This window comes from Enterobacter sp. DSM 30060 (assembly GCF_013375955.1).
Lineage (GTDB): Bacteria > Pseudomonadota > Gammaproteobacteria > Enterobacterales > Enterobacteriaceae > Enterobacter > Enterobacter intestinihominis.
In genome coordinates, this window is the sequence record NZ_CP056118.1 from 1,391,163 (window position 1) to 1,417,315 (window position 26,153).

Sequence of the window (26,153 nt, forward strand, 5' to 3'; positions counted from 1 at the left end):
GATGATTTACCTTTCTGCCGTTGGCATGGTCAACGCGCTCGGCAACTCGGCTGATGAAATAGCGGCAAACCTGAACGCTGGCGTGGCCCCCGGGATGCGCCAGCGTGCGGGCTGGCTACAGGGCTTACCCGAGGCCGTGCTGGGCGGGGTGGAGGGTGATCTTCCCCCTGTTCCCGGGTCTTTTTCTGCGCATCGAAGTCGCAACAACCAGCTGCTGCTGGCGGCGCTGGCGCAAATCCGGCCCGCCGTCGATGCGGCCATTGCGCGCGTGGGGCGCGACCGCGTGGCGGTGGTGCTGGGCACCAGCACCTCCGGACTGGACGAGGGTGATGAGTACGTGCGCCGCGCGCAGAACGGCGAGCGCAGTCCGCAGTGGCAATATCCGCAGCAGGAGCTGGGCGATCCGTCGCGCTTTCTCGCCAGCTGGCTTGCGCTGGACGGCCCGGCGTATACCATCTCGACCGCCTGCTCCTCCAGCGCACGGGCGATCATCAGCGGCCGTCGCCTGATCGACGCCGGTCTGGTGGACGTCGTCATCGTCGGCGGGGCCGACAGCCTGAGCCGAATGCCGGTCAACGGCTTCAACAGCCTGGAATCCTTCTCCCCGACCCTGTGCGAACCGTTTGGCCGCAACCGTCGGGGGATCACCATTGGCGAAGCGGCAGCACTGATGGTACTGACCCGCGAGCCGGGCGAGATTGCGCTGCTGGGCGCGGGGGAATCCAGCGATGCGTACCATATTTCCGCCCCACATCCGCAGGGCGAAGGGGCGATCCGCGCCATCACCCAGGCGCTGAACGAGGCGGGCATGACGGCGGCGGACGTCGGTTATATCAACCTGCACGGCACCGCCACGCCGCTGAACGATCGCATTGAGGCGCAGGTGATCCACGATCTCTTTGGCGACCGCGTGCCGTGCAGCTCCACGAAACATCTTACCGGCCACACGCTGGGTGCCGCCGGGATCACCGAGGCCGCCCTGAGCTGGCTGATCCTGACCCGAGACCTGCCGCTGCCGCCGCAGGATTTTTCCCGCTACGCGCCGGACGACACCCTGCCCGCCTTCGGCCTACTGCACCAGAGCGCACCGCTGAATAAACCAGTGATCCTGTCAAACTCTTTCGCGTTTGGCGGCAACAACGCCAGCCTTCTGCTGGGGAGAGTATGATGCGCTACTTACCACCCGGGGATTATCTTCCTCACGACACGCCGATGCTGCTGCTTGAGAGCGTGGAAAGCGTCACCGATGACCGCGCCGTTTGCAACGTGACGGTGAACGATCGGGGCGTTCTGGCGCCGTTTCTGGACGCAGGCGGCAACCTGCCCGGCTGGTTTGCGCTGGAGCTGATGGCTCAGACCGTGGGCGTCTGGTCTGAATGGCACCGGATGCAAAAAGGGCTGCCGCACTGTGCGCTGGGTATGGTGCTGGGCGCGCGCGAGCTGGTATGCGACGCAGGGCATTTTGCCGCAGGCTGCACGCTGACCATCACCATCGAACGTCTGATGCAGGATGAGCGCTTTGGCAGCTTCGAGTGCACCATTCATGCGGATAATATTTCCCTCGCCACGGGCCGCGTGAACACCTTCCAGCCGAGCGAGGAAGAATTAACCACACTTTTTAACCAGGGAACACCATCATGAGATCCGTACTGGTCACCGGCGCCAGCAAAGGCATTGGCCGCGCTATCGCCCTTCAGCTTGCGGCGGACGGTTTCACCGTCGGCGTGCATTACCATCGTGATGAAGCGGGCGCGCAGGAGACGCTGGAGGCGATTGTCCAGGCAGGCGGCGCGGGCCGTTTACTCACCTTTGACGTGGGCAACCGCGAGCAGTGCCGTACGGTGCTGGAACAGGCGATCGCTGACCACGGCGCGTGGTATGGCGTGGTCAGTAACGCCGGTATTACCCGCGACGGCGCATTTCCGGCGCTCAGCGACGATGACTGGGACAGCGTGATCCACACCAATCTCGACAGTTTTTATAACGTCATTCATCCCTGCATTATGCCGATGATCGGCACCCGCAAGGGCGGGCGGATCATCACCCTGTCGTCGGTGTCAGGCATTATGGGCAACCGTGGGCAGGTGAACTACAGCGCGGCGAAAGCCGGGATCATCGGCGCCACCAAAGCGCTCGCCACCGAGCTGGCAAAACGCAAAATCACCGTCAACTGCATCGCGCCGGGGCTGATTGATACCGGTATGATCGAGATGGATGAAGCCGCGCTGAACGCGGCGATGTCGATGATCCCGATGCAGCGTATGGGCCAGGCCGAGGAGGTCGCCGGGCTGGCGAGCTACCTGATGTCGGATAAAGCAGGCTATGTGACGCGACAGGTGATATCGATCAACGGAGGCATGCTATGACCCGCCGGGTAGTGATTACGGGCATGGGCGGCATCACCGCATTCGGCGAGGACTGGCCGACCATCTCGCGCCGTCTGCGCGAGTATGAAAATGCGGTACGTACCATGACGGAGTGGCAGGCGTATGACGGCCTGCAAACCCTGCTCGCCGCGCCGATTGAAGATTTCACTCTGCCCGCTCACTATACCCGTAAGCGCATTCGCGCTATGGGCCGCGTGTCGCTGCTCTCAACCCGCGCCACCGAGCTGGCGCTGGAGCAGGCGGGACTGATCGACAACGCGGTGCTGACCAACGGTCAGACCGGCATCGCCTACGGCTCGTCGACGGGCAGCACCGGGCCGGTCAGCGAGTTTGCCTCCATGCTCACCGAAAAGCACACCCACAACATCACCGGCACCACCTACGTGCAGATGATGCCGCACACCACGGCGGTGAATACCGGACTGTTCTTTGGCCTGCGCGGACGGGTGATCCCCACCTCAAGCGCCTGTACCTCTGGCAGCCAGGCGATTGGCTACGCCTGGGAAGCGATTCGTCACGGCTACCAGACCGTGATGGTGGCAGGCGGCGCGGAAGAGCTGTGCCCGTCGGAAGCGGCGGTTTTCGATACCCTGTTTGCCACCAGCCAGCGTAACGACGCGCCCAAAACCACGCCGTCGCCGTTTGACGTTCAGCGCGATGGCCTGGTGATTGGCGAAGGGGCGGGCACGCTGGTGCTGGAAGCGCTGGATCACGCCAGAGCACGCGGGGCGACAATCTATGGCGAGATCGTGGGCTTTGCCACCAACTGCGATGCGGCGCACATCACCCAGCCCCAGCGTGAAACCATGCAGGTGTGTATGGAGCAGTCGCTGGCGATGGCGGGCCTTAGCCCTCAGGACATTGGCTACATTTCTGCCCACGGCACGGCAACCGATCGCGGGGATATCGCCGAGAGTCAGGCGACCGCCGCTATTTTCGGCGACAGCGTGCCCATCTCATCCTTAAAGAGCTATTTCGGCCATACCCTGGGTGCCTGCGGCGCGCTGGAAGCCTTGCTGAGTCTGCATATGATGCGGGAGGGCTGGTTCACGCCGACGCTCAATTTAAGACAACCGGATGAGCAATGCGGCGCTTTAGATTATATTATGGGGGAAACCCGCCCGATTGATTGCGAATTTATTCAGAGCAATAACTTTGCCTTTGGCGGCATTAATACCTCGATAATCATTAAACGCTGGGCGTAACTATGTACCAGTTTGTACTGGGAAAGATCTCCACCCTTAGCGCGGACCCGCTGGCGTCAACGCTCGCAGACATGGCACCTCAGGGTGCGCGATACGCTTCCTGGCTTGCAGGCCGGACGCTGCTCGCCAGAACTTTATCCCCCTCACCGCTTCCCGAGATAATCTACGGCGAGCAGGGAAAACCGGCCTTCGCTAACGGCCATCCGCTGTGGTTTAACCTGAGCCACAGCGGGGACGACATTGCCATGCTGATAAGCGATGAAGGCGAGGTTGGCTGCGATATCGAAGTGATCCGCCCGCGGGAGAACTGGCAGGCGCTGGCGAATGCCGTTTTCAGCCTCACCGAGCATGACGAGCTGGAGCGTGAAGCGCCGGAAGAACAGCTTTCCGCATTCTGGCGCATCTGGACGCGCAAAGAGGCGATCGTCAAACAGCGTGGCGGCAGCGCGTGGCAGATTGTCAGCATTGACAGCACCGCCCAGTCGCTCCCGGTCAGCCAGCTGCGCTTCGGCTCGCTGAGCCTGGCGGTCTGTACTCCTACGCCTTTCACCTTAACGGCGGAATCGGTGACTTACTCCGGTATTTCTGCAGCATAAAAAACGGCCATTCGGGTTAAAACCGAAATGGCCGTTGTGCATTTAACGCGTTGCTAAGCTTATTTTAAATTATCAGGAAAGTTTTTTGGCAACTCGCTGGCAACACACGCAATAACGCTATCGTCATTCGCACCGCAGTCGCGTACAAAAGTAATCGTCGCAAATTCATCAATCACTTCGGTTGGATACGCTGGCCCGGCATCACGGTAGCTGTTCATCAGCGGAATGTGATCGTTCTGGAAGCAGACGGTTTTTTCCGGATTATTCATGACCCAGCGTGGGAAGAAGATGGTGCCGTGGAACAGGCGGTCGCCCAGGTTCACAATCAGGCTCACGTCGGTACCGGTTGGCTCCGTCCAGGAAATTTTATAGATGCTTTCCCCAACACGGACAATGTAGGCCTGCTGATCTTTCACCCAACGATTGCCCACCAGACCGCTGTGAATACGGTAGTCGAGCGTGTTCTCGTTTTTAACGTAAATTTCGTAGTTCCAGCCATTGTCGTAGGTATATACCAGATGTTTGCCGACGAAGCCGCTTAAATCATGTTTATCGAAGGTGCTCATAAGATGTCTCCTTTGTTTTGATGAGACGATCGTACCCCTTCAAAAAATGAATGAATAACGCTATGTTTGAATCAAATTCATCCAAAATTTAGATTAATCATGCACAAGACGACGCTCGAACAGTGGGCCTTGCTGGAAAGAGTCATCGAGGCTGGCAGCTTCGCTAAGGCGGCGGAAGAGACCCATCGCAGCCAGTCCTCGGTCAGCTATAACCTGTCGCTTTTGCAGGAGCGGCTGGGCGTAGCGCTCCTGATGACAGAGGGACGCCGTGCCGTGCTGACCCCGGCGGGTGAGCTGTTGCTGAACCAGGTTAAACCGCTGCTGAAAGCCTTCGCCTATGTTGAAACGCGCGCTGCGACCCTGCGCAGCGGGATGCGAACCCGTATCGACCTGATGGTAGACAGTATTTTTCCGCGCAGCCGGCTGTTCGCGATTTTGCGCCAGTTTCAGCAGCTGTACCCGCAAACGCAGGTGCGGCTTACCGAGGTGCTGGAAAACAGCCGCGCAGATGCGCTCAATGATGAGGCCGACGTGATGGTCTTAACCCGCCGCCAGGACATTACCGGCCTGGGCGAATGGCTGATGAATATCGATTTTGTTGCCGTCGCGCATCACGCGCACCCGCTGTTTGCGCTGGATACACCGCTTAACGACGAGATGCTTCGACCGTGGCCGCGCATTCAGATCGCAGACAGCCAGCCCACCGTTCGCCCCACCGGGGAGTCGTGGACATTCTCCACCATCGATGCCGCGATCGAAGCAGTGATGTATCAGGTTGGATATGGCTGGTTACCGGAAGAACGCATTCAGACCCCGCTCCAGCAGGGCATCCTCAAAATCCTGCCCCTCAGCCACGGCGTTCGACGCGCCACGCCGCTGCACCTCATCGTTAAACGCTCCCTCAGCCCGCTGGACGAGCAGGTTGAGACGCTGTTGCGCCTTTTTAAACAGGAGCCGTCATCGTCAACTGCTACGCTTTAAGTTTTGAACCATAAAACGACAAGGAGTGAACGATGAAAATCGATTTAACGGGGAAAGTAGCGCTGGTGACCGCGTCCACCGGCGGTATTGGGTTTGCCATCGCCCGCGGACTGGCGGAGAGCGGTGCGGAAGTGATCGTCAACGGGCGCAGCGTCGACTCGGTGAACAAAGGCATTCAGGCGCTCCAGCAGGTGGTGCCAGGCGTACAGGTCCGTGCCGCCATCGCCGACCTGAGCTCGCAGGAGGGCGTTGACGAACTACTCAGGGTCGCCACGCACGTCGATATTCTGGTGAATAACGCCGGGATCTATGGCCAGCAGGATTTTTATTCCACCGACGACGAGACCTGGGAACGCTACTGGCAAACCAACGTGATGTCCGGCGTGCGCCTCTCCCGTGCCCTGCTGCCCGGTATGGTACAAAAAGGCTGGGGTCGGGTAGTGTTTATCTCGTCAGAATCGGCCTGCAATATTCCTGCGGATATGATCCACTATGGCGTGACAAAAACCGCCCAGCTCTCGCTGGCGCGCGGTCTGGCGAAGTTCGTGGCAGGCAGCGGCGTCACGGTGAACAGCGTGCTGCCGGGCCCGACAATGTCGGACGGTTTTGCCGCAATGATGAAAGACGAGATGGAGAGAACCGGCAAATCGCTGGAGCAGCTGGCGAAAGCGTTCGTGATGGAGAATCGCCCCAGCTCGGTTATTCAGCGCGCCGCAACGGTAGAAGAAGTGGCGAATATGGTGGTGTATGTCTGTTCCATGCAGGCCTCCGCGACTTCCGGCGCGGCGCTGCGCGTTGACGGTGGCGTGGTGGATGACATAGTTTGACCCGTCAGCCCACAGGTTCGAGAAAAAATGAGATCGGATAGAAGGACTGTGAAGGTAAAGCAGGTAAACTAGTGAACAGAATGTGTATTTCAGCTAAGACGTATTTATGACCAATATGATTGCCGACGAAGCCGTGGCGAAGTCCAGCGTGCTCTCTGTCTTTGACTTTGATGGTACGTTGACGCACCACGACAGTTTTATTCCGTTCCTGCGCTTTGCCTTTGGCAAGCGCTACTTTGCGGGTCGCCTGGTGCGCATGGCCCTGCCTACGCTGCACTGCGTGCGTCGCAAGCTGACGCGTGATGAGCTGAAAGAGGTGTTGATCAAAACCTTCCTGACGGGGGTGGATGAGCACTGGTTACGTCAGCAGGCAGAGGCCTTCTGTGAAAAATACTGGAACAAGCTGATGCGCCCGGAAGGGGTCATGGCTGTCGCCAACGAAGTTAATTCCGGTGCGGAAGTGACGATTTGCTCCGCCTCCCCGGCGCTGGTATTGCAGCCGTGGGCCGATAAGCTCGGCATTAAGCTGATTGGCACGCAACTGGAAGTGAAAGACGGCAAGCTGACCGGGCGGATCACCGGTAACAACTGCCGCTGCGCGCAGAAAGTGGCGAGGCTGGAAAAGGTGTATGGCGATCTGAACGCATATCACCTGCGCGCCTGGGGCGACACGCGTGGCGACCACGAGCTGCTGGCGGCGGCGCAGGATCCGCACTGGCGCCATTTCCATCATCCGCGCAAGCGCCGAAATTCACCGATTAAGGGTTAGGTGCGGCCTGGTGCCCTCACCCCGGCCCTCTCCCACAGGGAGAGGGAGAAAAGCAGTACATCAGGTCTCACGTTTTCCCGGGAACATCACGCTCGCAATAATCCCCAGCGCCAGTACCCCCAGCACCACAAACAGGCTTGCCGTGGCACCGATGTTATAACCGTGATGCCAGAAGTGATCGGTCGCATTCAGCCCCAGCTTGAACGCCACGAAGAACAGCAGTAACACTACCGCTTTCTCAAGATGCACCAGATACTGCTTCAGCGCTTCCAGCACGAAGTAGAGGGTACGCAGGCCGAGGATTGCGAACATCATGGCGCTGTAGATAATCAGCGGCTCGCGGCTGACGGCAATGATCGCGGGAACGGAGTCGAAGGCGAACATCACGTCGGACAGCTCTACCACCGCCACGCAGAGCAGCAGCGGCGTCGCGTAGCGCTTCGCCTTCTTCACACGACCTACCATCACATCCTTGTTTTCAGGCTTCTCCAGCTCGGCGTCCACCTCTTTTTGGGTCAGGATAAACGCGTGGCTGCTGATTTTTGGCCAGACCGGATAGAAGCGTTTTACCAGGCGGTACGCCAGATGGTTGGAGTAATCCTCGACTTCATCACTCTCTTCATTGCGTTTCAGCATCATCACCGCGGTCCAGCCGACGACCAGCGCAAAAATCACCTCAACGTATGGCCCCAGGCTTAGCAGGCTGGTGCCGATGGCAACAAAAATACCGCGGAACACAATCGCCCCCAGCACGCCCCAGTAGAGCACGCGGTGACGATACTTATCCGGCACGCCGAACCAGGCGAAGATCGCCATCATCACAAACAGGTTGTCGACGGAGAGCACCTCTTCCAGTGCATAGCCGGTGAGGAACAGACTGGCCATCTCCGCGCCGTGGTGCACGTATAAGAAGCCAGCAAACGCCATCGCCATCATGACCCAGAAGATGGACCACAAGGCCGCGCTTTTCAGCGAGATCGGTTTATCGTGACGGTGCATGAAGAGGTCGATAAACATCGCCCCAACGGCCATCACCACAAAGACAACAACGGTTTCCGTCGGGAAACCGAGATGAGCAGCAGACATAGACAACCCTTTTAAGAAGACAAAACACAACACCATGCAGGCTGGCGTAAACCAGAAGTGAGAATGGGGGAGCGTGTTATTCGCCTATACCCCACAAAACCGCAGCTCTTTGGCTGCGCAAGGTGTGTACTTTACCTCACAACGGGGGGTGGCGCATCTGTCGTTTAGGCTCACGAGGTAAAGCCCGTTAACTGTGAGTCACGTCTTATTTACATCATTTAAACCTTCCATTAACTGGATAAAAAGAAGGCGCCGACGCTATAGTGGTTTTGTTTAATAAAACCGAGTTGTACCTGATAAAACCAAGAACAGACCCTGCGAGGAACACATGACAGACATATTCGTAATGGCACTGCCGCCACTGAGGACATAGAAAGAGAGACTATGCGCAAGGTGATCTGGCGTATCCTCCCGTTTCTGATAGTCAGTTATCTGGTCTCCATTATCGATCGCGGCAATATCGGCATGGCTTCGCTACAGATGAATGAGGATCTCGGTCTCAGCAAAGCGGCATTTGGCTTCGCCAGTAGCCTCTATTTCGTGGCGTATTTTCTGTTTGAAGTTCCAAGCAATCTGGCAATGCAGAAAGTTGGCGCACGTCTGTGGATCCCCCGCATTATGATCAGCTGGGGGGTGGTATCCATGTGTATGGCACTGGTACAAAACACGACGTCGCTTTATATCGTGCGTTTTCTGCTGGGTGCCGCGGAGGCGGGCTTCTTCCCCGGCGTCGTACTCTTTCTGACCTGGTGGATCCCTTCCCGCTACCGTGCGCGAATTATCGCGTCCTTTATGGTCGCGATCCCGCTGGCCAATTTTATTGGCTCGCCGCTGTCCGGGTTGATTCTGTCGCTGGATGGATGGCTGGGTCTGCGCGGCTGGCATCTGCTGTTTATCATTGAAGGTTTACCCGCCGTCCTGCTGGGTATTGCCGCCTGGTTTGTTCTTCGCGATCGTCAGCACCAGGCTAACTGGCTTAACGCGGAACAGAAAAAATGGCTGGAAACGACGCTTGAAACCGAGCGTCAACAGCAAAAAAATATCGGACACCAGACGACATGGCAGTTGCTCAGGCATCGTCAAATCTGGCTGCTGGCGCTGATTTACGCAGGCGCGTCATCAGCGGGCACCACCATCAGCGTCTGGTCACCGCAGCTGCTGAAATCGTTCCACCTTGATAATCTGGAGACGGGTCTGTTCAACGCCATTCCTTACGGTCTGGCATCCGTACTGATGATTGTGTGGGGACGCAGTTCGGACCGAACCAACGAACGCCGCTGGCATACCGCTCTGACCCTTTTCATTATTGCCGCAGGCGTATTTGCCGCCTTTGTCAGCGTCTCTCTTTCCGCCACCATTGTTATCCTGAGCATCATGCTGATAGGGGCGTATTCAATGAAGGGGCCTTTCTGGGCGCTGGCGTCAGGCTGGATGAGCAGCACGTCGGCGGCTGCGGGCCTGGCTGCAATTGGCGCCATCGCTAACCTTATCGGCGGTGCGGTGATGGTCAACGCTTACGGTATTATCAACGAACGGACGGGTAGCCACACGCTGGCCATGCTTCCTCTGGCGGCGTTATGCGTCACGGGGGGTATCGCGGTATTGGTGATGGGACGCCAGGCCCGCAATGCTCAGTTGCATGAAAAGCAGGTCACCCATTAGACATAACAAAAGCGGGACGCACGTCCCGCTTTATGCTTAGAGACTCTCTTCCGCAGTATCCTGCGTTTCCCCATAAAACTGCTGGCAAAAAGGCTTACTGGCCCCCATTTTCTGTGACAGGCGGCTGGCGGTGGCATGCATTAGCTGGCTGATCCCCTGTTCACGGCGATCTTCAGTCAGTCTGGAGATGGGCCCGGTCAACGCCAGCGCCGCAATCAGCTTGTCATTGACGCCGAAGACGGGCATTGCGAACGCCGCAGTATGCGGGTCACGGGCGCCTGCGGTATAGAGCGGAACAGCGGGCTCCCCCTCTGGCAGCGCGTCATTAAGGCCCCAGTGGCGAAGCACTTTACTGATGGCAGAATCGTCCAGCGGAAACTGAGTACCCGGCAGATTGCTGTGACGCAACCCGTGCGATGCTTCTGCCCGGAACAGGCACAGACGTTGCCCGCCTTCTAACACATACCAGCTGGCGCTCTCCTGAGAGGCCTGTGATAACGCCTGAAGCTCAGGCTGCACCACCCGGGAAAGATGGAAAGATTGTTCATAAAGTTTGCCAAGGTAAAGCAGACGTGGGCCAAGCGCATAATTGCCGTCATCATGCCTGACGACATAGTTCATTCGCTCAAGCGAATTCATTAACCGGTAAACCGTGGTTTTGTGATAACCCGATAGCTGCGCCAGCGCGGTCAGCGTCAGGCTCTCATCGCCGGGACGGAAGCAATCCAGTAAAGCCAGCGCCTTTTCGACCGCTACAACGCCTTCGTTACCCATCATCATCTCCTTTTCTGCTCGGCAGTGAGTGTACCTCAATTTTTGTGAGTCACTTCGTGTTTACATCACAAACGCCATCGCAGATCTGGCTAATGGGAAAGTAACACCGCTATAGTTGTTTTGTATTGTACACCTGCATTGTACACAGTAAAACAATATGGAGGCATATATGTCCGTTTCTGAAAAATCATTGATTAATCGTCAGGTCGAACGCGTATCGGCTGAACAGGTTCACCAGGCTGCCGAGTATCAGGCCGCCATTCTGGCGGATGTTGCCGGTCGCCGCGGTACACTCCATGGTCGTATCAAACCGCTCGCGCCTCACATGGCCGTTGCGGGCCCGGCAGTCACCGTGGAGGTGCGCCCGGGAGATAATCTGGCCATCCATGCCGCAATGGCCGTAGCACAGCCTGGCGATGTGTTGGTTGTTGACGGGAAAGGCGACCTGACCTGTGCGCTGCTCGGTGAGATTATGGCGACGCAGGCCCAGGCAAGCGGTATTGCGGGCATCATCATTGACGGGGCGGTACGTGATGCCGATACCCTGAGTAAAGGGCACTACCCCGTCTTCGCCGCCGGTCTTAACCCCTGTGGCCCGACAAAATCCATTCCTGGCCGGGTTAATCACCCCATCTCTATCGCTGGTGCAACGGTACGAGCCGGGGATCTGGTGGTCGCGGATATCGACGGCGTGGTGGTGATCCCGCGTGATGAAGTGCAGGCCGTTATCGCCATGGCCAAAGGGAAACTCGAAACAGAGACCCGACGTATTGCTGCTATTCGTGAGGGCGATTTACGTCCACACTGGCTTAACGACGCGCTGCGTAAGGCAGGCATGTTATCTGACGGGGAGACGCTGTAATGGAAGACAAACGCGTTGTACTGGTCACGGGATGCGACCTGGCGGACCAGGCTGTCAACATGCTGCGAGACTTTGACGTGGTGTATGCCGGTCACCAGCCCACAGAAGATCAGCTGGTTACGCTGTGCGAACGGCACAATCCTGTGGCCATCCTGGTGCGTTACGGCAAAATAACCGCAAGGATCATGGATGCAGCCCCTGCATTACAGGTTATATCGAAACACGGAAGCGGCATTGACGTGATAGACCAGCCAGCGGCAGCGGCGCGTAATATCGCCGTTCGTTCCGCCCCCGGTGCCAATGCGGCAGCGGTTGCAGAACATACCTGGGCATTGATCCTTGCCTGTGCCAAATCCGTGGTCACCCTTGATAAACGCCTGCGCGACGGGCACTGGGATAAAGCCACGCACAAATCTATCGAGCTGGAAGGCATGACGCTGGGGCTTATCGGTCTGGGGGCGATTGGCTCGCGGGTTGCGCTGGTGGGGCAGGCATTCGGCATGCAGATTGTGGCGTATGATCCTTACGCTAAAACGATGCCTTCTGGTTGTGAACGGGCAAACACCTTACCCGACCTTTTATCCCGTGCCGATGTTATCTCATTGCATTGTCCGCTCACTGACGACAACAGAGGAATGATCAACGCAGACACGCTCGCGCACTGTAAACGTAACGCGATTCTGGTGAACACAGCGCGCGGCGGGTTGGTTAACGATGAAGCCCTGTTACACGCGCTGAAGGATGGAACCTTGCACAGCGCGGCACTCGACAGCTTTACCAGCGAGCCACTGACCGCCCCGAACCTGTGGCAGACCGTCGATAACGTCATCATTTCGCCGCATATTGGCGGCGTCAGCGCAGCGTCATACATCAAGATGGGAACCGTGGCCGCCAGCAATATTCTGGACGTTGTATACCTGACTGACGTCGCCGTCAGCCCCTGAAATGCAATGATGAATGACCGCGCCCGCTTGTCATTTACCCTCAGCTGTGTAGAGACATTAAAGTTGTATCCTTTAACCTGAAAAAGACTTTAAAGTTGTAAAGTTTTAAAAAAACACATACAAAACATGATGCTAAGTGTGTATCACACGCTGTTCCAACATTATGCCTTGATGTTCTTGCAGGAACTGCAATTTACAGGAGGAAAAAGGTGTTTTTGTAGTTATCTGGCGTTACGTGACAGTGTTGGTCAGATACTTCCACCTCTTCAGAGTTAAAGTTTGATATATGGGAAAAAAAACGCTCCCGGACGGGAGCGTAAGCCAGTGACTTCGGCGTCAAATGAGGGTCTAACAAGTGGAGCTGCGGGTTAATTCTGGGTGATCTGACTGCGATGCTTATCAGCCTGCTGCTGGTGAACAACGGAAGACTGACCATTATTCGCCTTCTCATGTACAGCTGCGGCCTTCTCATGCTCGCTCATTTCAGAAAATGACTTTGCTGTTTCGTTGGTAGCTCCGGGTTTAGCTTTCATCATTTTTTTATGCATTTCAGCCATGTCCTGGTGGGCAGCAGAATTGCTGTTTTGCATCATGTCATGGGACATTGCGGCCTGATCGTGACTGCTCATATCCATCATTGTCATGCTGTCTCCCTGAATTGCACTTTTTTCAGCAGATGACTGCATCTGGTGGGCAGGTGCCTGTGCATTATTTACCTGGTCATGCATGTTCATTGTCTCTGCAGCCATGGCAGATGAAGCGGCAGCCATAATGGCAACAAATGATACGAGAATCTTTTTCATGGTTGGGTCTCCGGTGTTTACATACCCAAACAATCAATGGCTTATAACAGAGAAAGCAGTTGATCTCAGGGCGGGTTAATCATCACTCCAGGAACCAGGTGATTGTGTTATCACGCTGCTCCTGATTTATGAATAATTATAAAAAACCGCCTCTGTTTATCGCGTGACTGAATGATGACAATTTTGTCACCTTCCAGGTTTCTCCTGAACAACGGGATTAATCCATTAACAGGCGCACTTTGAACACAATTTCACGCCCCTGCTGTTCTGCTGACAGCTCGCCGCCGTGAGCATGAATGATCGACCTTGTAATTGATAATCCCAGCCCCGCGCCTTCCGTGTTGTAGAACCTTGATGAGTCTGCGCGATAGAACCGGTCAAACAAACGTTCCAGATTAGCGGGAACCTGGCCGGACATCGTATTCGTAATCATCACGTTCACACAGTCACTGTCACGCTCAAGGTGTATCGCTGTACAGGTGTTATCGGGAGAATACTTGATTGCATTGGAAAGCAGGTTACTGAAAGCACGTCGGAGCATATCGCTGTCTCCGGCAACAACGCCCTCTCCTTCAACCGTGATTGTCTTTCCTGTTTCGTCTGCCAGGGGCTCGAACAACTCACGTAATTCATTCAGTTCGGCTGCCAGATCCACATCATGTTTATCCAGCCGCAGCAGACCATGCTCTGAACGTGCCAGAAAAAGCATGTCACTGGTCATTCGTGACAACCTTTTCAGTTCTTCCAGGTTAGCGAATAAAATTTCGCGGTAATGCGAAACATCCCTTTCCTTAGCCAGTGCAAACTGCGTCTGCATCATCAGATTACTGACTGGTGTGCGCAGCTCATGCGCGATGTCAGACGAGAAATCTGACAGTTTCCGGAATGCCCCCTCCAGGCGATCAAACATATTATTGAACTCCTGCATGGTCTCAGAGATTTCCGGCGGAGCCAGATCGGGATTTAGACGCTGATCCAGGCTGTGTACGGTCATGGAGGAAGCCAGACTGGTCATTTCCCGTAGCGGTTTCAGACCAATACGTGTGGTCAGCCAGCCCAGAAAAACAGAAATAAAGACCAGACCGATATTGAACCAGAACAGCCAGGTACTGAGTTTGTCCATAAACAGGGTGTGATACCCAGTATCCGTGGCAACCGTAATGATGACATGTTTGCTTTTACCCTGTTCCGGCGTCACGGCAACCCGCCGCGAGATACTGCGGTACACGGTGTTATTTTCTTCCGTCTGGATCATATAGTCGAGAATATCACCCGACTTATTAAGCAGGACCGCTGGAACAACAGAATTTTTGGCATAGAGTTCAACAATTTTTTCATTTTCCATGTTTTTTATAGAAATGAATAAGCCATTGTGCCCCACCATCGCATCGTTTATTTTTTCTGATAATGACTTAATATCCGTTTTGTTCCTGAACGTCTCTGTTTTAAGAAACTCTTCGGTGAGCTGAAGTTTACCTGTCAGAAAATCGCGGTCCTGATTATCGAAATAGCCATTAAGGGTGCTAATCAGGATAAAACTTGATAACCACCATACCGTAAGCATCACCGCAGAAAAAATCAGGCTCAGGCGTGTGGTCAGGGAAATTTTGAACCTCACTCTTCTCTGATCTCCAGGACATATCCGGCACCGCGAACGGTATGGATCAGTTTTGGCTCAAAGTCATCATCAATTTTACTTCTCAGACGTCTCACGGCGACATCAATCACATTCGTATCACTGTCAAAATTCATGTTCCAGACCAGGGACGAGATAAGACTCCTGGGTAACACTTCTCCGGTGCGTTGCAGCAGCAACTCAAGCAGAACGTATTCTTTACCGGTGAGATGGATCTTCTTCCCCGAACGGATCACGGTCCGGCGCACCATATCAACGGTCATATCGGCGATGGTGCAGACTGTTGCGGCCTGCGAGCGTGCCCGGCGCAGTAGGGTTCTTACACGTGCAACCAGCTCCGTAAAATCAAAGGGCTTAATCAGGTAGTCATCTGCGCCAAGCTCCAGTCCTTTCACTTTGTCCCGCACGTTGTCCTTTGCGGTTAAAAACAGGACCGGTTCTTCGTGCCCGGACTCCCTCAGTGCGCTGATGATTTGCCACCCGTCGAGGAAAGGCAGCATCACGTCCAGTATTATCAAATCATACTGTCCCTTCGACGCGGCCCCGAGACCATCGCGGCCATTATTAAAGAGATCGGCCTGATAGCCTTCCTCAACCAGTCCCTGCTGCAGGTAACGACCTGTTTTTTGTTCGTCTTCAACGATTAAAATACGCTGCATGGTCAACTCGCTGATATGAAAGTAAAAATCTCACGCATGAGCTTTGGCTGTCCCCTAGCTGACCTGAGACGGAGCAAGCATTCCGAGCCACGCTACGGCGCCCAGAATGATAATCGCAACAACGAATTCTGTCAGGATGCTGTTTCGCATCAGGGCAACGCTGCGATCATAATTCCCTTCCCTGACCATAACTTCAAGCCGGGGACCCAGGTGAAACCGGTTTGCTGCAGCCAGAAGAAGCATCAGAACAAACAGAGCCGTCTTGGCAAGCAATATCCTCCCCCAGGAACTGTTGAATAAGGGAGTTAAGTTACCCTCAGCAATATACAGATAGTTGACCAGCGCACTCAGGATCAGGGCTACAACAATCACCGTTCCTGCCGTGGCAAATTTTGCCAGGGAGTCAGATATCACAATGACGCTCTGTGCATTATGCTCGTTTCTGCGCATCAGCAGGATAGCAAATGCAACCAGAGCACCTGTCCAGGCACCTGCAGCGCCGAGATGGGTCAGATCGCTCAGTAAATGGAGATAGTAATGCAGACCGTCATGCATAACGGCGTGTCCTCCCCAGGCAAGTGTAGCCAGCGCCACGCCCCCACTCATCGTCATCAGCAGGCAGGACAATACTCTCTTATTAGTGTAAAGGAACAAAGCACCGAGTGTGGTAAACAGGGCACAGAGCCTGACAATCCAGCTAATACCCACATCAGTTTCTTCTATCACCATCTCGATAACATGGATGGATAATTCTCTGAGGTCAGTTACTCCACTCATGGCATTAGATACCAGGAGCATATTAATGCCAGTAAGAATGATGCCTGTAACAACAGCAAAAGTTATAAACGACCTGAAATTAGTCAGGTTATAGGTTTCATGTCTGACACCGCTTATTCCATATATCTGAAAAAATGGCAATCCAAATATTACCATCAAATCCAGATAAAGAAGAAAACGAATAACAATCATAATCAGGTCGTTCATAATATTACTTCACTGTAAAGGTGTAATTACCGGTAATAGGGTGCGTATCTGAAGAAACCGCGCGCCAGTCAACACGATAAGTGCCAGCGGGTAAAGGCTCTCGCGGAATAATGACCATCGATTTAGGGTCAGCGCCTGGCGCCACTTTTGCCGCGACCGGCATCGGAGAATGTGATGACATGCCTTTCATACCCGTCATCGTTAATTTTGCACCTGAGAATTTCACGGTCAGATTTTCCGAGAAATTAAGCTGAATCTTTTCCGGGGCCGCTACGGCTGAATCAGCCTGTGGCACAGAGCTTTTTAATTCCGGATGGGCCATAGCAGAGAAAGCAACGCCCATAACGAGGCCACCTGTAAGAATGGCTTTATTTAAAATCGACATTTTATTTACCTGTTTAGTTGAGTGTTTTATATCAGTGCGTTAAAACCAGATTCTGGCTCCCGCCAGGAATACTACCTGATGGTCTTTCTCACCTTCTCTTTTCGCCATATCGGATGTTTTCCCGTAAAGTTGATTCCAGGAAACGCCTATATAGGGTGCAAACTCACGGCGTATTTCATAGCGCAGCCGGAGCCCCAGCTCTGTGTCAGTCAGTCCCCTGCCGCGACCCCGCGATTCATCATCCTGACTGTAGAAATTCACCTCATAGGATGGCTGGAGTATGAGCCGGTTAGTCAGTAAAACGTCGTATTCTCCTCCCAGACGAAGGGCTGCTTTTCCGCCATTACTGACAAAACCCGTAATTTCAGACTCAAAATTATAGAGTGCCAGCCCCTGAAAACCGACAGCAGCCCAGGTCCGGGCAGAAGCAGGTCTGAAATCCTGCCTGACACCCGCAACCAAATCCCACCATGGGCCAACCGCATGTCCCCAGAGTAACTGCGCTTCAGCCGCCTCCGTTTCCCCATTGCTTCGTTCACCTTCACTCTTTAGCCAAATCCGATCTGTGTCGCCTCCAATCCAGCTGTTAACACTCCAGCTGAAATTGTTGGTGTTATCCGACCGTTGCCATTCCAGTTGATCCAGCAGAACCAGATAATTAATCGCACTGTCGTGAATCGCATGCCCCTGTAAATTGCCGAATGCAGCCTTCCGGTCGGCATCGGTAACAGGCGGAATTGGCGTTCTGCTCTCAGTTACAATGGGCTCCATTGACGTCATCTCAGTGAAATTCTCATCTGCTGGCATCTGCATGGCAGACATGTCGTGCCCGGCGTGGGGATCTGCAGAGACGGAGCCCGCCGCAATAGAAAGCTGTGAGGTAAACAAACCGGCGACCAGAACAGGTATGGCCTTCAAATTTCTCTTCATTCGCATCATTCCTCCACCCGGACTTCACGAAACATTCCCATTTCCATGTGATAGAGCAAATGGCAGTGATACGCCCAGCGGCCAAGCGCATCTGCTGTCACTCTGTAACTGCGTTTTGTACCAGGGGGAACATCTATTGTGTGTTTACGAACCATGAAATTACCGTTTTCATCTTCCAGATCGCTCCACATACCATGCAGGTGAATGGGGTGAGTCATCATGGTATCGTTGATCAGCGTGATCCTGAGCCGCTCACCGTATTTCAGCAGCACCGGTGCGGCATCTGAAAACTTGATTCCGTTAAATGACCAGGCAAACTTTTCCATGTGGCCGGTTAAATGCAGTTCTATGGTACGGCCAGGTTCACGTCCGTCAGGATCCTCAAAGCGGCTTTTCAAATCCGCGTACGTGAGAACCTTTCTTCCGTTATTTCGAAGACCAATACCCGGATCATTTAATTTCGGAGAGACGCTCATCGCCTGCATATCAACCAGTGGGTTATCCGTTTCTGACGCAGGATGACTTTGCATACCCGGCATTCCGGCCATCCGGGAATGATCCATACCGGCCATGCTGCTGTGATCCATGGGCGCGGAGGATGTCCCGCTATCCGGAAGGTCAGCACCGTCCATAGACATCATCTCTCCGCTGTTATCCATGCCTCCCATCTGGCTGTGGTCCATTCCTGCCATATCATGTCCCATTCCCCCCATACCCATATCTTCCATGGTCAACAGAGGACGGGGATCGAGGGGGGGAACGGCAGCACTTAACCCCTCTCTCGTGGCCAGTGTCCCTCGAGCGTAACCGGTCCTGTCCATGGATTGTGCGAAGATGGTATAGGCCTCACCCTGAGGCTCCACAATGACATCATAGGTTTCGGCAACGGCAATCCTGAATTCGTCAACGGTAACCGGGTTTACATACTGGCCATCTGCAGCCACGACCGTCATTTTCAGCCCGGGGATACGGATATCGAAATAGGTCATTGCCGAGCCGTTGATAAACCGTAAGCGTATCTTTTCACCGGGACGGAACAGTCCGGTCCAGTTTTTCAGCGGGGCCTGCCCGTTCATGAGATAGGTGTAGGTGTAGCCACTGACATCCGCGAGGTCAGTCGGATTCATTTTCATTTCAGCCCACATTTTCCGATCGGCAATGGTGGCTGACAGCCCCCTGGTATTCACGTCGCGGAAAAAAGAGCCAACGGTTGGTTTATTGAAATTGTAGTAATCCGACTGTTTTTTTAATTTTTTCAGCAGGCTGTGAGGATTTTCATCGGTCCAGTCAGACAACATGACCACATGCTCACGATCGTAAGTAAACGGTTCTGGCTCCCCGGCATCGATGATAATGGCACCGTATACCCCCTCCTGTTCCTGCAGACCGGAATGGCTGTGGTACCAGTAAGTCCCGTTCTGCTTAACCTTAAAGGTGTAAACGTAGGTATCATCAGGCTCTATGCCCATAAAACTCAGCCCCGGAACACCATCCATATTGGCCGGAAGAATAATGCCGTGCCAGTGAATGGACGTCTGTTCATTAAGACGGTTTTTGACCTTCAGGGTAATGGTGTCACCTTCTTTCCAGCGAAGAACGGGCCCCGGCAGGCCTCCATTGATTGTTTTGGCCTGAGGAAGTTGCGATTAAGTGGTCCGCAGCTCCCGATATGACGCCCCAAACCGTCCTTTATCGACGTCCTGTGGCTCAATTTTCCAATTTTCAGCCCAAAATCGTCTCTTCGTGGCTGATTTTGGCCCTGTTTCAGGCCAATTTCCTCATTTCAGGTAGATCTCGCCTGTGCCCGTATCAATTGGTCAACTCGAACCAGGTTCGCCAGGGTGAATAACATCGCCAGTTGACTGTCATTTTTAGCCAGCCCCTTGTACCTGGCTTTGACGAAACCAAACTGACATTTTACTATCCGAAATGGATGCTCAACCTTCGCTCGGATACTCGCTTTCAGGTATTCGTAACGGATGGCCAGCTTGTTCTTGCGCGGGTGTTGCTTCAATGCATTCACTTTGCCGGGACGCTTGGCGATAAGCCAGTCTGCGCTGACATCGCTGAGCTCATCGCGCTTTTCGGCCCCCTGATAACCAGCATCGGCTGAGATAAATTCTTCATCGCCATGCAGTAACTTGCCAACCTGATTGAGGTCGTGCTCGTTAGCCGCCGTGGTCACCAGACTGTGGGTCAGGCCACTTTTGGCGTCCACGCCAATGTGCGCTTTCATGCCGAAGTACCACTGGTTACCTTTCTTGGTCTGGTGCATGTCTTCATCACGGCTGTTGTGTTTGTTTTTGGTAGAGCTGGGGGCTTGAATGATGGTGGCATCCACCAAGGTGCCCTGGGTCATTAGAACGCCACACTCTGCTAGCCAGTGATTAACGGTACTGAAGATTTTGCGGGCCAGTTCATGCTGCTCCAGCAAATGCCGGAAATTCATGATGGTAGTGCGGTCTGGAATGGCTTTATCCAGTGACAGGCGAGCAAATTGGCGCATGGAGGCGATTTCATAGAGGGCATCTTCCATGGCCTCATCGCTCAGGTTGTACCATTGCTGCATGCAGTGAATACGCAGCATGGTTTCCAGCGGATAGGGCCTGCGACCATTACCGGCCTTGGGATACACAGGCTCGATAACGCCAAGTAATTTGTCCCAGGGAAGCAAGTCATCCATTCTGCCAAGGAAAACTTCTTTGCGGGTCTGGCGGCGTTTACTGGAAAACTCACTGTCGGCAAAAGTCAGTTGCTGGCTCATCCGGTTACTCATTCTGGGTTCAGGTTACAACACGATGATCTCACATCTCGGACTTATTCGCACCTTCCCTGACGCTCACTGCCCGTGATATTGACGGCCGTTTCACCAATGGTCAGGTCAAACTGAGTACCCTGCAGGGATGCGGCAACTGGCAGGCTCAGACTGGAACGCGCATTGAAACTCCATACGCCAAGACTTCCGGCTACGCCAGAGAGGGTTAACCCCTTCAGGAAAGTTCGTCGAGACGTTTTCAACAGCATGCGCATTCCCTTATTTAAAGTATGGTTACTGACAGAATTCGAGAACCGATTTAAATTAAATTACTGGTTCATCCACTTACAATGAAATGAATCTAGCACACCTTAAGAAACAAATTCATTACAATCGTGTAATGTACATAGCTGTATTACATTTACGTCATCTTCCCCACAGGTTGATTATTTTTATATATGATCATAAGGACATCTTTTATGTACCTCAGAAGGTAATTACACATGAATATATTAATCACGACCACTGCGTTTACAGCTTTATTTTGTGGGGCAGCTTTTGCTCAGTCCAGTGATATTGCCCATGAAGCACATCGATTTGTTAATAATGCCTCAGCCGTCAGTCATGTGAATTCCTCGACGCATGAAAACTTACCGGACAGGGTTAATAAAAACAACACGCCCTCATTCTCTGAAATGAATGAACATGAAAGGGCCATTGTTGCTCATTCATTTATGAACAACAGCGCGTCCTATGCGCATCAGAAAATGATTGAGGAACATAAAAAAATGCTGTCCGGCAGTGATGCAAATTCAAAGACCTCGTCTTCTTCTTTTAACGAACTGAATGCCGGAGAAAAAGCCGCTCTCGTGCATGAGCAGGTCAATAATGCCGGTGCGGAAGCACATCAGACGCAGGCAAGAAAGCTTCGCGGGCTGTATTCGACCAGGTAACTGCAGGCGGGTTAGTGCTTAGCGTCAGGTGCGCAGCAGGGCTTTACTGACGGGTTACGTAGCAGGACATGAGCCCCATATTGCTCTGCCGTAACCTGTTTCAGTCCCGTTAATCATCACCGTCGGGCTGGTCATACAGTTCCCAGAGCTTCAGGAGCAAACGGGAAACAAGATATGTTACAAAAATGACGACCATCAACGGTGCTCCCGATTAACTGACAGATGACACGCCTCCTGAAAACCCCTAGCATACGCCGCAGTGTTCATGCTAACGGCGAATTCCAGTAAATGTATTCTACCGATGTCGTAAAAGAAAATGCCTACCTTTCAGCCACCCGCTCGGGGCTGGAATCGAACGAGATCGCTACTCTTCAGCGCTCCTTGCCTTCCCGGTTTAATCTGCGGCATTTGAAAAAAAATGAATCATTAAAACTCGTACTGCAAAAGAAAGCGGGAAAATCACGTGTCGTGGCCTATAAATTTACGTCCGGTTCATTTAATTACACGGCGTATCGTATATCAGATAAAAAGTTCTATAACCTTTCCGATACTTCCGGGAAAGGCAGTCTCGATTATCCGTTACCGGCCACAGCAAGACTCAGTTCGCCTTTCAATCCTGCAAGACTTAACCCGGTATCGGGAAAAGTGAGTCCCCATAATGGCATTGATTATTCCATGCCCATGAACACGAAAATAGTCAGCGTCATCGACGGAAAAATCACCCGGGCCGAATACAACAGTACCATGGGATATTTTGTTGAAGTAACGGGAAAAGCCGGTGTTAAAACTCGCTATCTCCACCTCAATAAAATACTCGTTACTAAAGGGGCCAGGGTTACACGGGGAGGTGCTATTGCGTTATCCGGTAACAGCGGACGTTCATCCGGTCCTCATCTGCATTACGAGCTGGTCATCAATAACAACCCTGTTAACTCTCTGGCGTTCCGGGCAGCGGCACCCGCTGATAACAAACTCGAACAGCATGCCTTTGCGCATGCCAGAGACTACGAACGATACCTGGACTGATAACGGGACCGCGACGCGGCCCCGTCTGCCGGATTAATTTTTTTTATCGTTTTCACTTCCGTGATGTTGATGATCTCCATGCCCTCCGTGGCCGTGGAAAAGATGCATTAGCGGGCAGACCAGCAATAACAGATATGGCCAGTAACCTGCCACATGTGACCAGTGTTCGCGCAGGAGGGCAAATGCCGCGATCGCGGCGACAGCAATAAGCGCATAGGTGGTACTTTTCATACTGGACTCCTTCTGTTCGTAACTGACCCTTCACTCAGTGTTATTTCCCGAGCCTGACACTTTTCAGACGCAACGCATTCACAATGACGCTGACGGAGGAAAGAGCCATGGCCGCCGCCGCAATAACTGGCGACAGCAGTATTCCATACACAGGATAAAGCAGACCTGCAGCCACAGGCACGCCAAGTGCGTTGTAGATAAATGCAAAAAACAGATTCTGACGGATATTTTTCATGGTGATCTCTGACAGATGACGGGCCCTGTTCAGTATCATCAAGTCGCCTTTGAGAAGGGTGACTCCGGCACTTTCAATTGCCACATCTGTACCCGTTCCCATGGCTATACCCACGTCAGCCGCTGCCAGCGCCGGGGCATCATTCACACCGTCTCCGGCCATCGCAACCACATGGCCAGACTCTTTCAGTCGGGTTATCACTGCTTTTTTGCCATCCGGCAGAATTCCGGCTTCAACCTCATCTATTCCCAGTTTCCGTGCGACTGCTTCAGCAGTAAGCTGGTTATCCCCGGTGAGCATAACGATGCGGATCCCCGCCTGACGCAAAGCTTTAAGCGCATCCGGCGTGGTTGTTTTCACGGGATCCGAGATAGCTATCAGGCCTGCAAGGTCCCCGTCTGTGGCCACATAGATAACGGTAGCGCCTTCCATCCGCAACGTATCCGCAACGGCCTTTTGATTATCAATAACTATACTGTTTTCCTGCATAGCCAGTTCATTACCAATAACAACCCGTTGACCTTCGACATCGCCTGAGACACCTTTACCCGACGGTGCATCGAAATGAGTGACTGCGGGTATTGCGATCCCCTTTTCCTGTGCTGCTTTAACTACTGCCATACCCAGCGGATGCTGCGAGCCTTTTTCCACTGCGGCTGTTACACGCAAAAGAGATGTTTCCCCACCCGGATTGAGACTGATAATCCCTGTCACCGTAGGCGAACCTTCCGTGAGCGTGCCTGTTTTGTCGACAACCAGCGTGTCCACTTTTTCAAGACGCTCAAGGGCTTCGGCATTCCTGATTAACACCCCGGCCTGGGCTCCTTTGCCCACCCCCACCATTATCGACATCGGCGTGGCCAGCCCCAGCGCGCAGGGACAGGCAATAATCAGGACCGACACAGCCGCAATGAGACCGTGCGCCATCCTGGGCTCGGGCCCCCAGACAGACCAGATCACGAAAGCAACAACCGCGATAAGTATCACCAGAGGAACAAACCAGCCTGAAACGCTGTCAGCCATTCTCTGGATGGGGGCACGCGAACGCTGTGCATCAGCGACCATCTGAACAATTCGTGAGAGCATTGTTTCATCACCGACTTTCTCTGCACGGATGATGAGACTCCCTGTCTGATTAATGGTCCCCCCGATGACAGGGTCACCCTCCGTTTTGGTAACCGGCATAGATTCCCCGGTCACCATCGATTCATCAACGGTTGTTTTGCCTTCGATCACGATACCGTCGACCGGAATACTCTCTCCAGGTCTGATGCGGAGCTTATCGCCAGGCAGGACATCTTCCGCATTAATATCCGTTTCATGACCGTCATGATCCAGCCGTCTGGCGGTTTTGGGGGCAAGGTTCAGAAGCGCAGTAATGGCGCCTGAGGTTTGTTCCCGTGCCCGCAGCTCAAGAACCTGTCCCAGCAGAACAAGCACCGTAATAACTGCTGCGGCTTCAAAATAAACGGCCACCAGGCCATCCATGTTTCTGAACGATGCAGGAAACCAGGAGGGGAAGACGGTTGCAATGACGCTGTAAACCCAGGCTACGCCGGTCCCCATTGCAACAAGGGTAAACATATTCAGGGAGCGGTTACGTAACGACATTCCGGCCCGGGCGAAGAATGGCCAGCCACACCACAACACGACAGGGGAGGCCAGAAGCAGCTGCAGCCATGTGTTGTACTGTGGCGGTACTGTATTCCTCAACTCGGGAAACAGATGAGATCCCATTTCGAGTACCAGAACCGGAAACGCCAGCAACAACCCCAGCCAGAAGCGTCTTGTCATGTCGTGAAGTTCATCACTCGGCCCCGTGGATGCCGTAGCTACGAGCGGCTCCAGTGCCATTCCACAGACAGGACAGCTTCCGGGACCACTGCGGCGTATCTCCGGGTGCATCGGACATGTCCACACACCTTCAGAATTCTCTTTTTCCGCCTGGTGGTGAGGCTGTTTTATCTGATCAGGGCTGACTTCGTGATGATCGTGGTGATGGTGATGGGAATGTTCACTGGCATCTTCGGTAAGATAACGATCGGGATGGGCTTTAAATTTACTCTCACAGCTGGCGGAGCAGAAATAAAGTTGATGGTCCTGGTATCGAATGCTGCTGTGCGCCCTGTCGGGCAGGATGGCCATCCCGCACACGGGATCTCTCACCTTATGCAATACGTGGCCCTCGTCCGGGGATAATGTCTGCTCAGAAGCAGTCTGGTTGTTGTGTTGCACTGCATTGTCATTTTTCACAGTAACTCTCCTTATGCATACCGAAGCATCTTCTGTCTTCAGGGTATGTCATGGATGCGATTACCACGAATATCGCCGGCACAGGAGTGCCTGCTACCGGCGTCCCGTTATCAGCCGTTCCGCTGACTATTCGATTCGCTGGAAGACTTTTTTACTTCCATCCGGTGAGAATGCGATAACATCGTAAGCCTCTTTTCGGGCTCCCATCTCCATTCCAGGACTTCCTGCTGGCATACCGGGGGTGGCGAGACCGTATATACCTGAACCAGACTGCATTGCCTTATGTATCGTTGTCGCAGGCACATGGCCTTCAATGATCAAATTACCGGCAACCGCGGTATGACAACTTCGCAGTCCTGCAGGAATAGCATGCTTTTCTTTCAGGGCTGACAGCGCCTGATCATTCATGACGTGAGTTCGTACTTCAAACCCGTCTTTTTCCATCGCCTTGCCCCACAGGGAACAACAGCCACAGTTTTCAGATTTGTACATATCAATCACTTTTTCACTCGCCATCGCGGGCAGTGAAAGGCCGAGAGCCAGCGCCATCAGAACCACTTTTTTCATACTCACCTCTGTATATTATCGATTTAAACCCTGACGTCAGGGTGAATCAGTAAAGAAGGACACCCACAGGGGGTGCC

26 protein-coding genes and 2 pseudogenes are annotated in these 26,153 nt (G+C 53.7%); 13 read left to right on the forward strand and 15 right to left on the reverse strand.

Annotation, left to right across the window (positions count from 1 at the left end):
• The first annotated feature begins 1 nt into the window (after position 1).
• From HWQ15_RS06690 to acpT, 5 genes are read left to right on the forward strand one after another with little or no spacing between them, the layout of a single operon-like run.
• Positions 2–1,168: a beta-ketoacyl-[acyl-carrier-protein] synthase family protein gene (locus HWQ15_RS06690; protein ID WP_063149272.1), complete on the forward strand. Its 1,167-nt coding sequence runs from the start codon at positions 2–4 to the stop codon at positions 1,166–1,168.
• Positions 1,168–1,641, forward strand: coding sequence for a 3-hydroxy-fatty acyl-ACP dehydratase (locus HWQ15_RS06695; RefSeq protein WP_046620731.1), 474 nt, complete (start codon positions 1,168–1,170; stop codon positions 1,639–1,641). The genes HWQ15_RS06690 and HWQ15_RS06695 overlap by 1 nt, the downstream gene beginning before the upstream one ends.
• Entirely contained in the window at positions 1,635–2,366 is a 732-nt protein-coding gene (locus HWQ15_RS06700) for a 3-ketoacyl-ACP reductase FabG2 (RefSeq protein ID WP_032626847.1), read from the forward strand. Before HWQ15_RS06695 ends, HWQ15_RS06700 begins: the two co-directional genes overlap by 7 nt.
• Complete coding sequence (locus tag HWQ15_RS06705) at positions 2,363–3,592, forward strand: beta-ketoacyl-ACP synthase (RefSeq protein ID WP_045622198.1); 1,230 nt, start codon at positions 2,363–2,365, stop codon at positions 3,590–3,592. The genes HWQ15_RS06700 and HWQ15_RS06705 overlap by 4 nt, the downstream gene beginning before the upstream one ends.
• Positions 3,593–3,594: 2 nt before the next feature.
• The gene (gene acpT, locus HWQ15_RS06710; protein ID WP_022649693.1) at positions 3,595–4,188 is read left to right on the forward strand and encodes a 4'-phosphopantetheinyl transferase AcpT; all 594 of its coding nucleotides are present in this window, start codon (positions 3,595–3,597) and stop codon (positions 4,186–4,188) included.
• 59 nt (positions 4,189–4,247) lie between these two features.
• Here the strand turns inward: acpT and HWQ15_RS06715 are convergent, their stop codons facing one another.
• Positions 4,248–4,754 carry a phenolic acid decarboxylase gene (locus HWQ15_RS06715; protein WP_063149271.1) on the reverse strand — a complete coding sequence of 169 codons (507 nt, stop codon included), beginning with the start codon at positions 4,752–4,754 and terminating at the stop codon, positions 4,248–4,250.
• 99 nt (positions 4,755–4,853) lie between these two features.
• Here HWQ15_RS06715 and HWQ15_RS06720 point away from each other — a divergent pair, with 99 nt between their 5' ends.
• The 3 genes from HWQ15_RS06720 to HWQ15_RS06730 all read left to right on the forward strand — a co-directional run bounded on the left by HWQ15_RS06720 (position 4,854) and on the right by HWQ15_RS06730 (position 7,331).
• Positions 4,854–5,735, forward strand: coding sequence for a LysR family transcriptional regulator (locus tag HWQ15_RS06720; protein WP_023298821.1), 882 nt, complete (start codon positions 4,854–4,856; stop codon positions 5,733–5,735).
• Positions 5,736–5,767: 32 nt separating this feature from the next.
• A complete protein-coding gene (locus tag HWQ15_RS06725; RefSeq protein ID WP_022649696.1) occupies positions 5,768–6,562 on the forward strand; it encodes an SDR family NAD(P)-dependent oxidoreductase in 795 nt (264 codons plus the stop codon).
• A gap of 106 nt (positions 6,563–6,668) precedes the next feature.
• A complete protein-coding gene (locus HWQ15_RS06730) occupies positions 6,669–7,331 on the forward strand; it encodes an HAD family hydrolase (protein ID WP_022649697.1) in 663 nt (220 codons plus the stop codon).
• Positions 7,332–7,391: 60 nt separating this feature from the next.
• Here HWQ15_RS06730 and HWQ15_RS06735 read toward each other — a convergent pair whose 3' ends face one another.
• Positions 7,392–8,417 (reverse strand): TerC/Alx family metal homeostasis membrane protein, encoded by a 1,026-nt coding sequence (locus HWQ15_RS06735; RefSeq protein ID WP_063149270.1) that lies wholly within the window; start codon positions 8,415–8,417, stop codon positions 7,392–7,394.
• Between the two features lie 384 nt (positions 8,418–8,801).
• Between HWQ15_RS06735 and HWQ15_RS06740 the strand changes: the two genes are divergently transcribed.
• Positions 8,802–10,079, forward strand: a complete 1,278-nt coding sequence (locus HWQ15_RS06740; protein WP_063216070.1) for an MFS transporter — start codon at positions 8,802–8,804, stop codon at positions 10,077–10,079.
• 36 nt (positions 10,080–10,115) lie between these two features.
• On the opposite strand, the gene HWQ15_RS06745 is transcribed toward HWQ15_RS06740, so the two are convergent.
• Positions 10,116–10,853, reverse strand: coding sequence for an IclR family transcriptional regulator (locus HWQ15_RS06745; protein ID WP_032674096.1), 738 nt, complete (start codon positions 10,851–10,853; stop codon positions 10,116–10,118).
• A 169-nt stretch (positions 10,854–11,022) separates the two neighbouring features.
• Here HWQ15_RS06745 and HWQ15_RS06750 point away from each other — a divergent pair, with 169 nt between their 5' ends.
• Positions 11,023–11,715, forward strand: coding sequence for an RraA family protein (locus tag HWQ15_RS06750; RefSeq protein WP_063146809.1), 693 nt, complete (start codon positions 11,023–11,025; stop codon positions 11,713–11,715).
• Positions 11,715–12,659 carry a hydroxyacid dehydrogenase gene (locus HWQ15_RS06755; protein WP_063149268.1) on the forward strand — a complete coding sequence of 315 codons (945 nt, stop codon included), beginning with the start codon at positions 11,715–11,717 and terminating at the stop codon, positions 12,657–12,659. The genes HWQ15_RS06750 and HWQ15_RS06755 overlap by 1 nt, the downstream gene beginning before the upstream one ends.
• A gap of 368 nt (positions 12,660–13,027) precedes the next feature.
• On the opposite strand, the gene pcoE is transcribed toward HWQ15_RS06755, so the two are convergent.
• The 9 genes and pseudogenes from pcoE to HWQ15_RS06800 form a co-directional block, all read right to left on the reverse strand.
• Entirely contained in the window at positions 13,028–13,462 is a 435-nt protein-coding gene (gene pcoE / locus HWQ15_RS06760; protein WP_000723069.1) for a copper resistance system metallochaperone PcoE, read from the reverse strand.
• Between the two features lie 217 nt (positions 13,463–13,679).
• Positions 13,680–15,080, reverse strand: coding sequence for a copper resistance membrane spanning protein PcoS (gene pcoS, locus HWQ15_RS06765; RefSeq protein ID WP_001211180.1), 1,401 nt, complete (start codon positions 15,078–15,080; stop codon positions 13,680–13,682).
• Positions 15,077–15,757: a copper response regulator transcription factor PcoR gene (gene pcoR, locus HWQ15_RS06770; RefSeq protein ID WP_001188930.1), complete on the reverse strand. Its 681-nt coding sequence runs from the start codon at positions 15,755–15,757 to the stop codon at positions 15,077–15,079. The genes pcoS and pcoR overlap by 4 nt, the downstream gene beginning before the upstream one ends.
• 54 nt (positions 15,758–15,811) lie before the next feature.
• Entirely contained in the window at positions 15,812–16,690 is an 879-nt protein-coding gene (gene pcoD, locus HWQ15_RS06775) for a copper resistance inner membrane protein PcoD (protein ID WP_229692861.1), read from the reverse strand.
• A 55-nt stretch (positions 16,691–16,745) separates the two neighbouring features.
• Entirely contained in the window at positions 16,746–17,126 is a 381-nt protein-coding gene (gene pcoC / locus HWQ15_RS06780) for a copper resistance system metallochaperone PcoC (RefSeq protein WP_000025662.1), read from the reverse strand.
• Positions 17,127–17,165: 39 nt separating this feature from the next.
• Positions 17,166–18,056: a copper resistance outer membrane transporter PcoB gene (pcoB, locus tag HWQ15_RS06785; RefSeq protein ID WP_001378118.1), complete on the reverse strand. Its 891-nt coding sequence runs from the start codon at positions 18,054–18,056 to the stop codon at positions 17,166–17,168.
• 5 nt (positions 18,057–18,061) lie between these two features.
• Positions 18,062–19,690, reverse strand: a pseudogene (gene pcoA, locus HWQ15_RS06790) (multicopper oxidase PcoA); the annotation flags it as partial.
• A gap of 149 nt (positions 19,691–19,839) precedes the next feature.
• Positions 19,840–20,820, reverse strand: a complete 981-nt coding sequence (locus tag HWQ15_RS06795; protein ID WP_000082736.1) for an IS5-like element ISEc68 family transposase — start codon at positions 20,818–20,820, stop codon at positions 19,840–19,842.
• A 62-nt stretch (positions 20,821–20,882) separates the two neighbouring features.
• Positions 20,883–21,080, reverse strand: a pseudogene (locus tag HWQ15_RS06800) (twin-arginine translocation signal domain-containing protein); the annotation flags it as partial.
• 234 nt (positions 21,081–21,314) lie between these two features.
• Here HWQ15_RS06800 and HWQ15_RS06805 point away from each other — a divergent pair.
• Both HWQ15_RS06805 and HWQ15_RS06810 read left to right on the forward strand, forming a co-directional pair.
• Positions 21,315–21,764 (forward strand): copper resistance protein, encoded by a 450-nt coding sequence (locus tag HWQ15_RS06805; protein WP_001023257.1) that lies wholly within the window; start codon positions 21,315–21,317, stop codon positions 21,762–21,764.
• 288 nt (positions 21,765–22,052) lie between these two features.
• A complete protein-coding gene (locus HWQ15_RS06810) occupies positions 22,053–22,790 on the forward strand; it encodes a peptidoglycan DD-metalloendopeptidase family protein (RefSeq protein WP_000287501.1) in 738 nt (245 codons plus the stop codon).
• 33 nt (positions 22,791–22,823) lie between these two features.
• On the opposite strand, the gene HWQ15_RS06815 is transcribed toward HWQ15_RS06810, so the two are convergent.
• From HWQ15_RS06815 to HWQ15_RS06825, 3 genes are all read right to left on the reverse strand, one after another.
• A complete protein-coding gene (locus HWQ15_RS06815; protein WP_000843494.1) occupies positions 22,824–23,021 on the reverse strand; it encodes a DUF2933 domain-containing protein in 198 nt (65 codons plus the stop codon).
• Between the two features lie 40 nt (positions 23,022–23,061).
• Positions 23,062–25,509: an Ag(+)-translocating P-type ATPase SilP gene (gene silP / locus HWQ15_RS06820; protein WP_001353604.1), complete on the reverse strand. Its 2,448-nt coding sequence runs from the start codon at positions 25,507–25,509 to the stop codon at positions 23,062–23,064.
• A gap of 126 nt (positions 25,510–25,635) precedes the next feature.
• Complete coding sequence (locus HWQ15_RS06825) at positions 25,636–26,076, reverse strand: DUF411 domain-containing protein (RefSeq protein WP_000758228.1); 441 nt, start codon at positions 26,074–26,076, stop codon at positions 25,636–25,638.
• Positions 26,077–26,153 lie beyond the last annotated feature (77 nt).

Coding starts and splice junctions, on each gene's coding strand:
- HWQ15_RS06690 (WP_063149272.1), top strand. CDS start 2: ATGATTTACCTTTCTGCCGTTGGCATGGTCAACGCGCTCGGCAACTCG.
- HWQ15_RS06695 (WP_046620731.1), top strand. CDS start 1,168: ATGCGCTACTTACCACCCGGGGATTATCTTCCTCACGACACGCCGATG.
- HWQ15_RS06705 (WP_045622198.1), top strand. CDS start 2,363: ATGACCCGCCGGGTAGTGATTACGGGCATGGGCGGCATCACCGCATTC.
- acpT (WP_022649693.1), top strand. CDS start 3,595: ATGTACCAGTTTGTACTGGGAAAGATCTCCACCCTTAGCGCGGACCCG.
- HWQ15_RS06715 (WP_063149271.1), bottom strand. CDS start 4,754: ATGAGCACCTTCGATAAACATGATTTAAGCGGCTTCGTCGGCAAACAT.
- HWQ15_RS06720 (WP_023298821.1), top strand. CDS start 4,854: ATGCACAAGACGACGCTCGAACAGTGGGCCTTGCTGGAAAGAGTCATC.
- HWQ15_RS06725 (WP_022649696.1), top strand. CDS start 5,768: ATGAAAATCGATTTAACGGGGAAAGTAGCGCTGGTGACCGCGTCCACC.
- HWQ15_RS06730 (WP_022649697.1), top strand. CDS start 6,669: ATGACCAATATGATTGCCGACGAAGCCGTGGCGAAGTCCAGCGTGCTC.
- HWQ15_RS06735 (WP_063149270.1), bottom strand. CDS start 8,417: ATGTCTGCTGCTCATCTCGGTTTCCCGACGGAAACCGTTGTTGTCTTT.
- HWQ15_RS06740 (WP_063216070.1), top strand. CDS start 8,802: ATGCGCAAGGTGATCTGGCGTATCCTCCCGTTTCTGATAGTCAGTTAT.
- HWQ15_RS06745 (WP_032674096.1), bottom strand. CDS start 10,853: ATGGGTAACGAAGGCGTTGTAGCGGTCGAAAAGGCGCTGGCTTTACTG.
- HWQ15_RS06750 (WP_063146809.1), top strand. CDS start 11,023: ATGTCCGTTTCTGAAAAATCATTGATTAATCGTCAGGTCGAACGCGTA.
- HWQ15_RS06755 (WP_063149268.1), top strand. CDS start 11,715: ATGGAAGACAAACGCGTTGTACTGGTCACGGGATGCGACCTGGCGGAC.
- pcoE (WP_000723069.1), bottom strand. CDS start 13,462: ATGAAAAAGATTCTCGTATCATTTGTTGCCATTATGGCTGCCGCTTCA.
- pcoR (WP_001188930.1), bottom strand. CDS start 15,757: ATGCAGCGTATTTTAATCGTTGAAGACGAACAAAAAACAGGTCGTTAC.
- pcoD (WP_229692861.1), bottom strand. CDS start 16,690: ATGGTAATATTTGGATTGCCATTTTTTCAGATATATGGAATAAGCGGT.
- pcoC (WP_000025662.1), bottom strand. CDS start 17,126: ATGTCGATTTTAAATAAAGCCATTCTTACAGGTGGCCTCGTTATGGGC.
- pcoB (WP_001378118.1), bottom strand. CDS start 18,056: ATGAAGAGAAATTTGAAGGCCATACCTGTTCTGGTCGCCGGTTTGTTT.
- HWQ15_RS06795 (WP_000082736.1), bottom strand. CDS start 20,820: ATGAGCCAGCAACTGACTTTTGCCGACAGTGAGTTTTCCAGTAAACGC.
- HWQ15_RS06805 (WP_001023257.1), top strand. CDS start 21,315: ATGAATATATTAATCACGACCACTGCGTTTACAGCTTTATTTTGTGGG.
- HWQ15_RS06810 (WP_000287501.1), top strand. CDS start 22,053: ATGTATTCTACCGATGTCGTAAAAGAAAATGCCTACCTTTCAGCCACC.
- HWQ15_RS06815 (WP_000843494.1), bottom strand. CDS start 23,021: ATGAAAAGTACCACCTATGCGCTTATTGCTGTCGCCGCGATCGCGGCA.
- HWQ15_RS06825 (WP_000758228.1), bottom strand. CDS start 26,076: ATGAAAAAAGTGGTTCTGATGGCGCTGGCTCTCGGCCTTTCACTGCCC.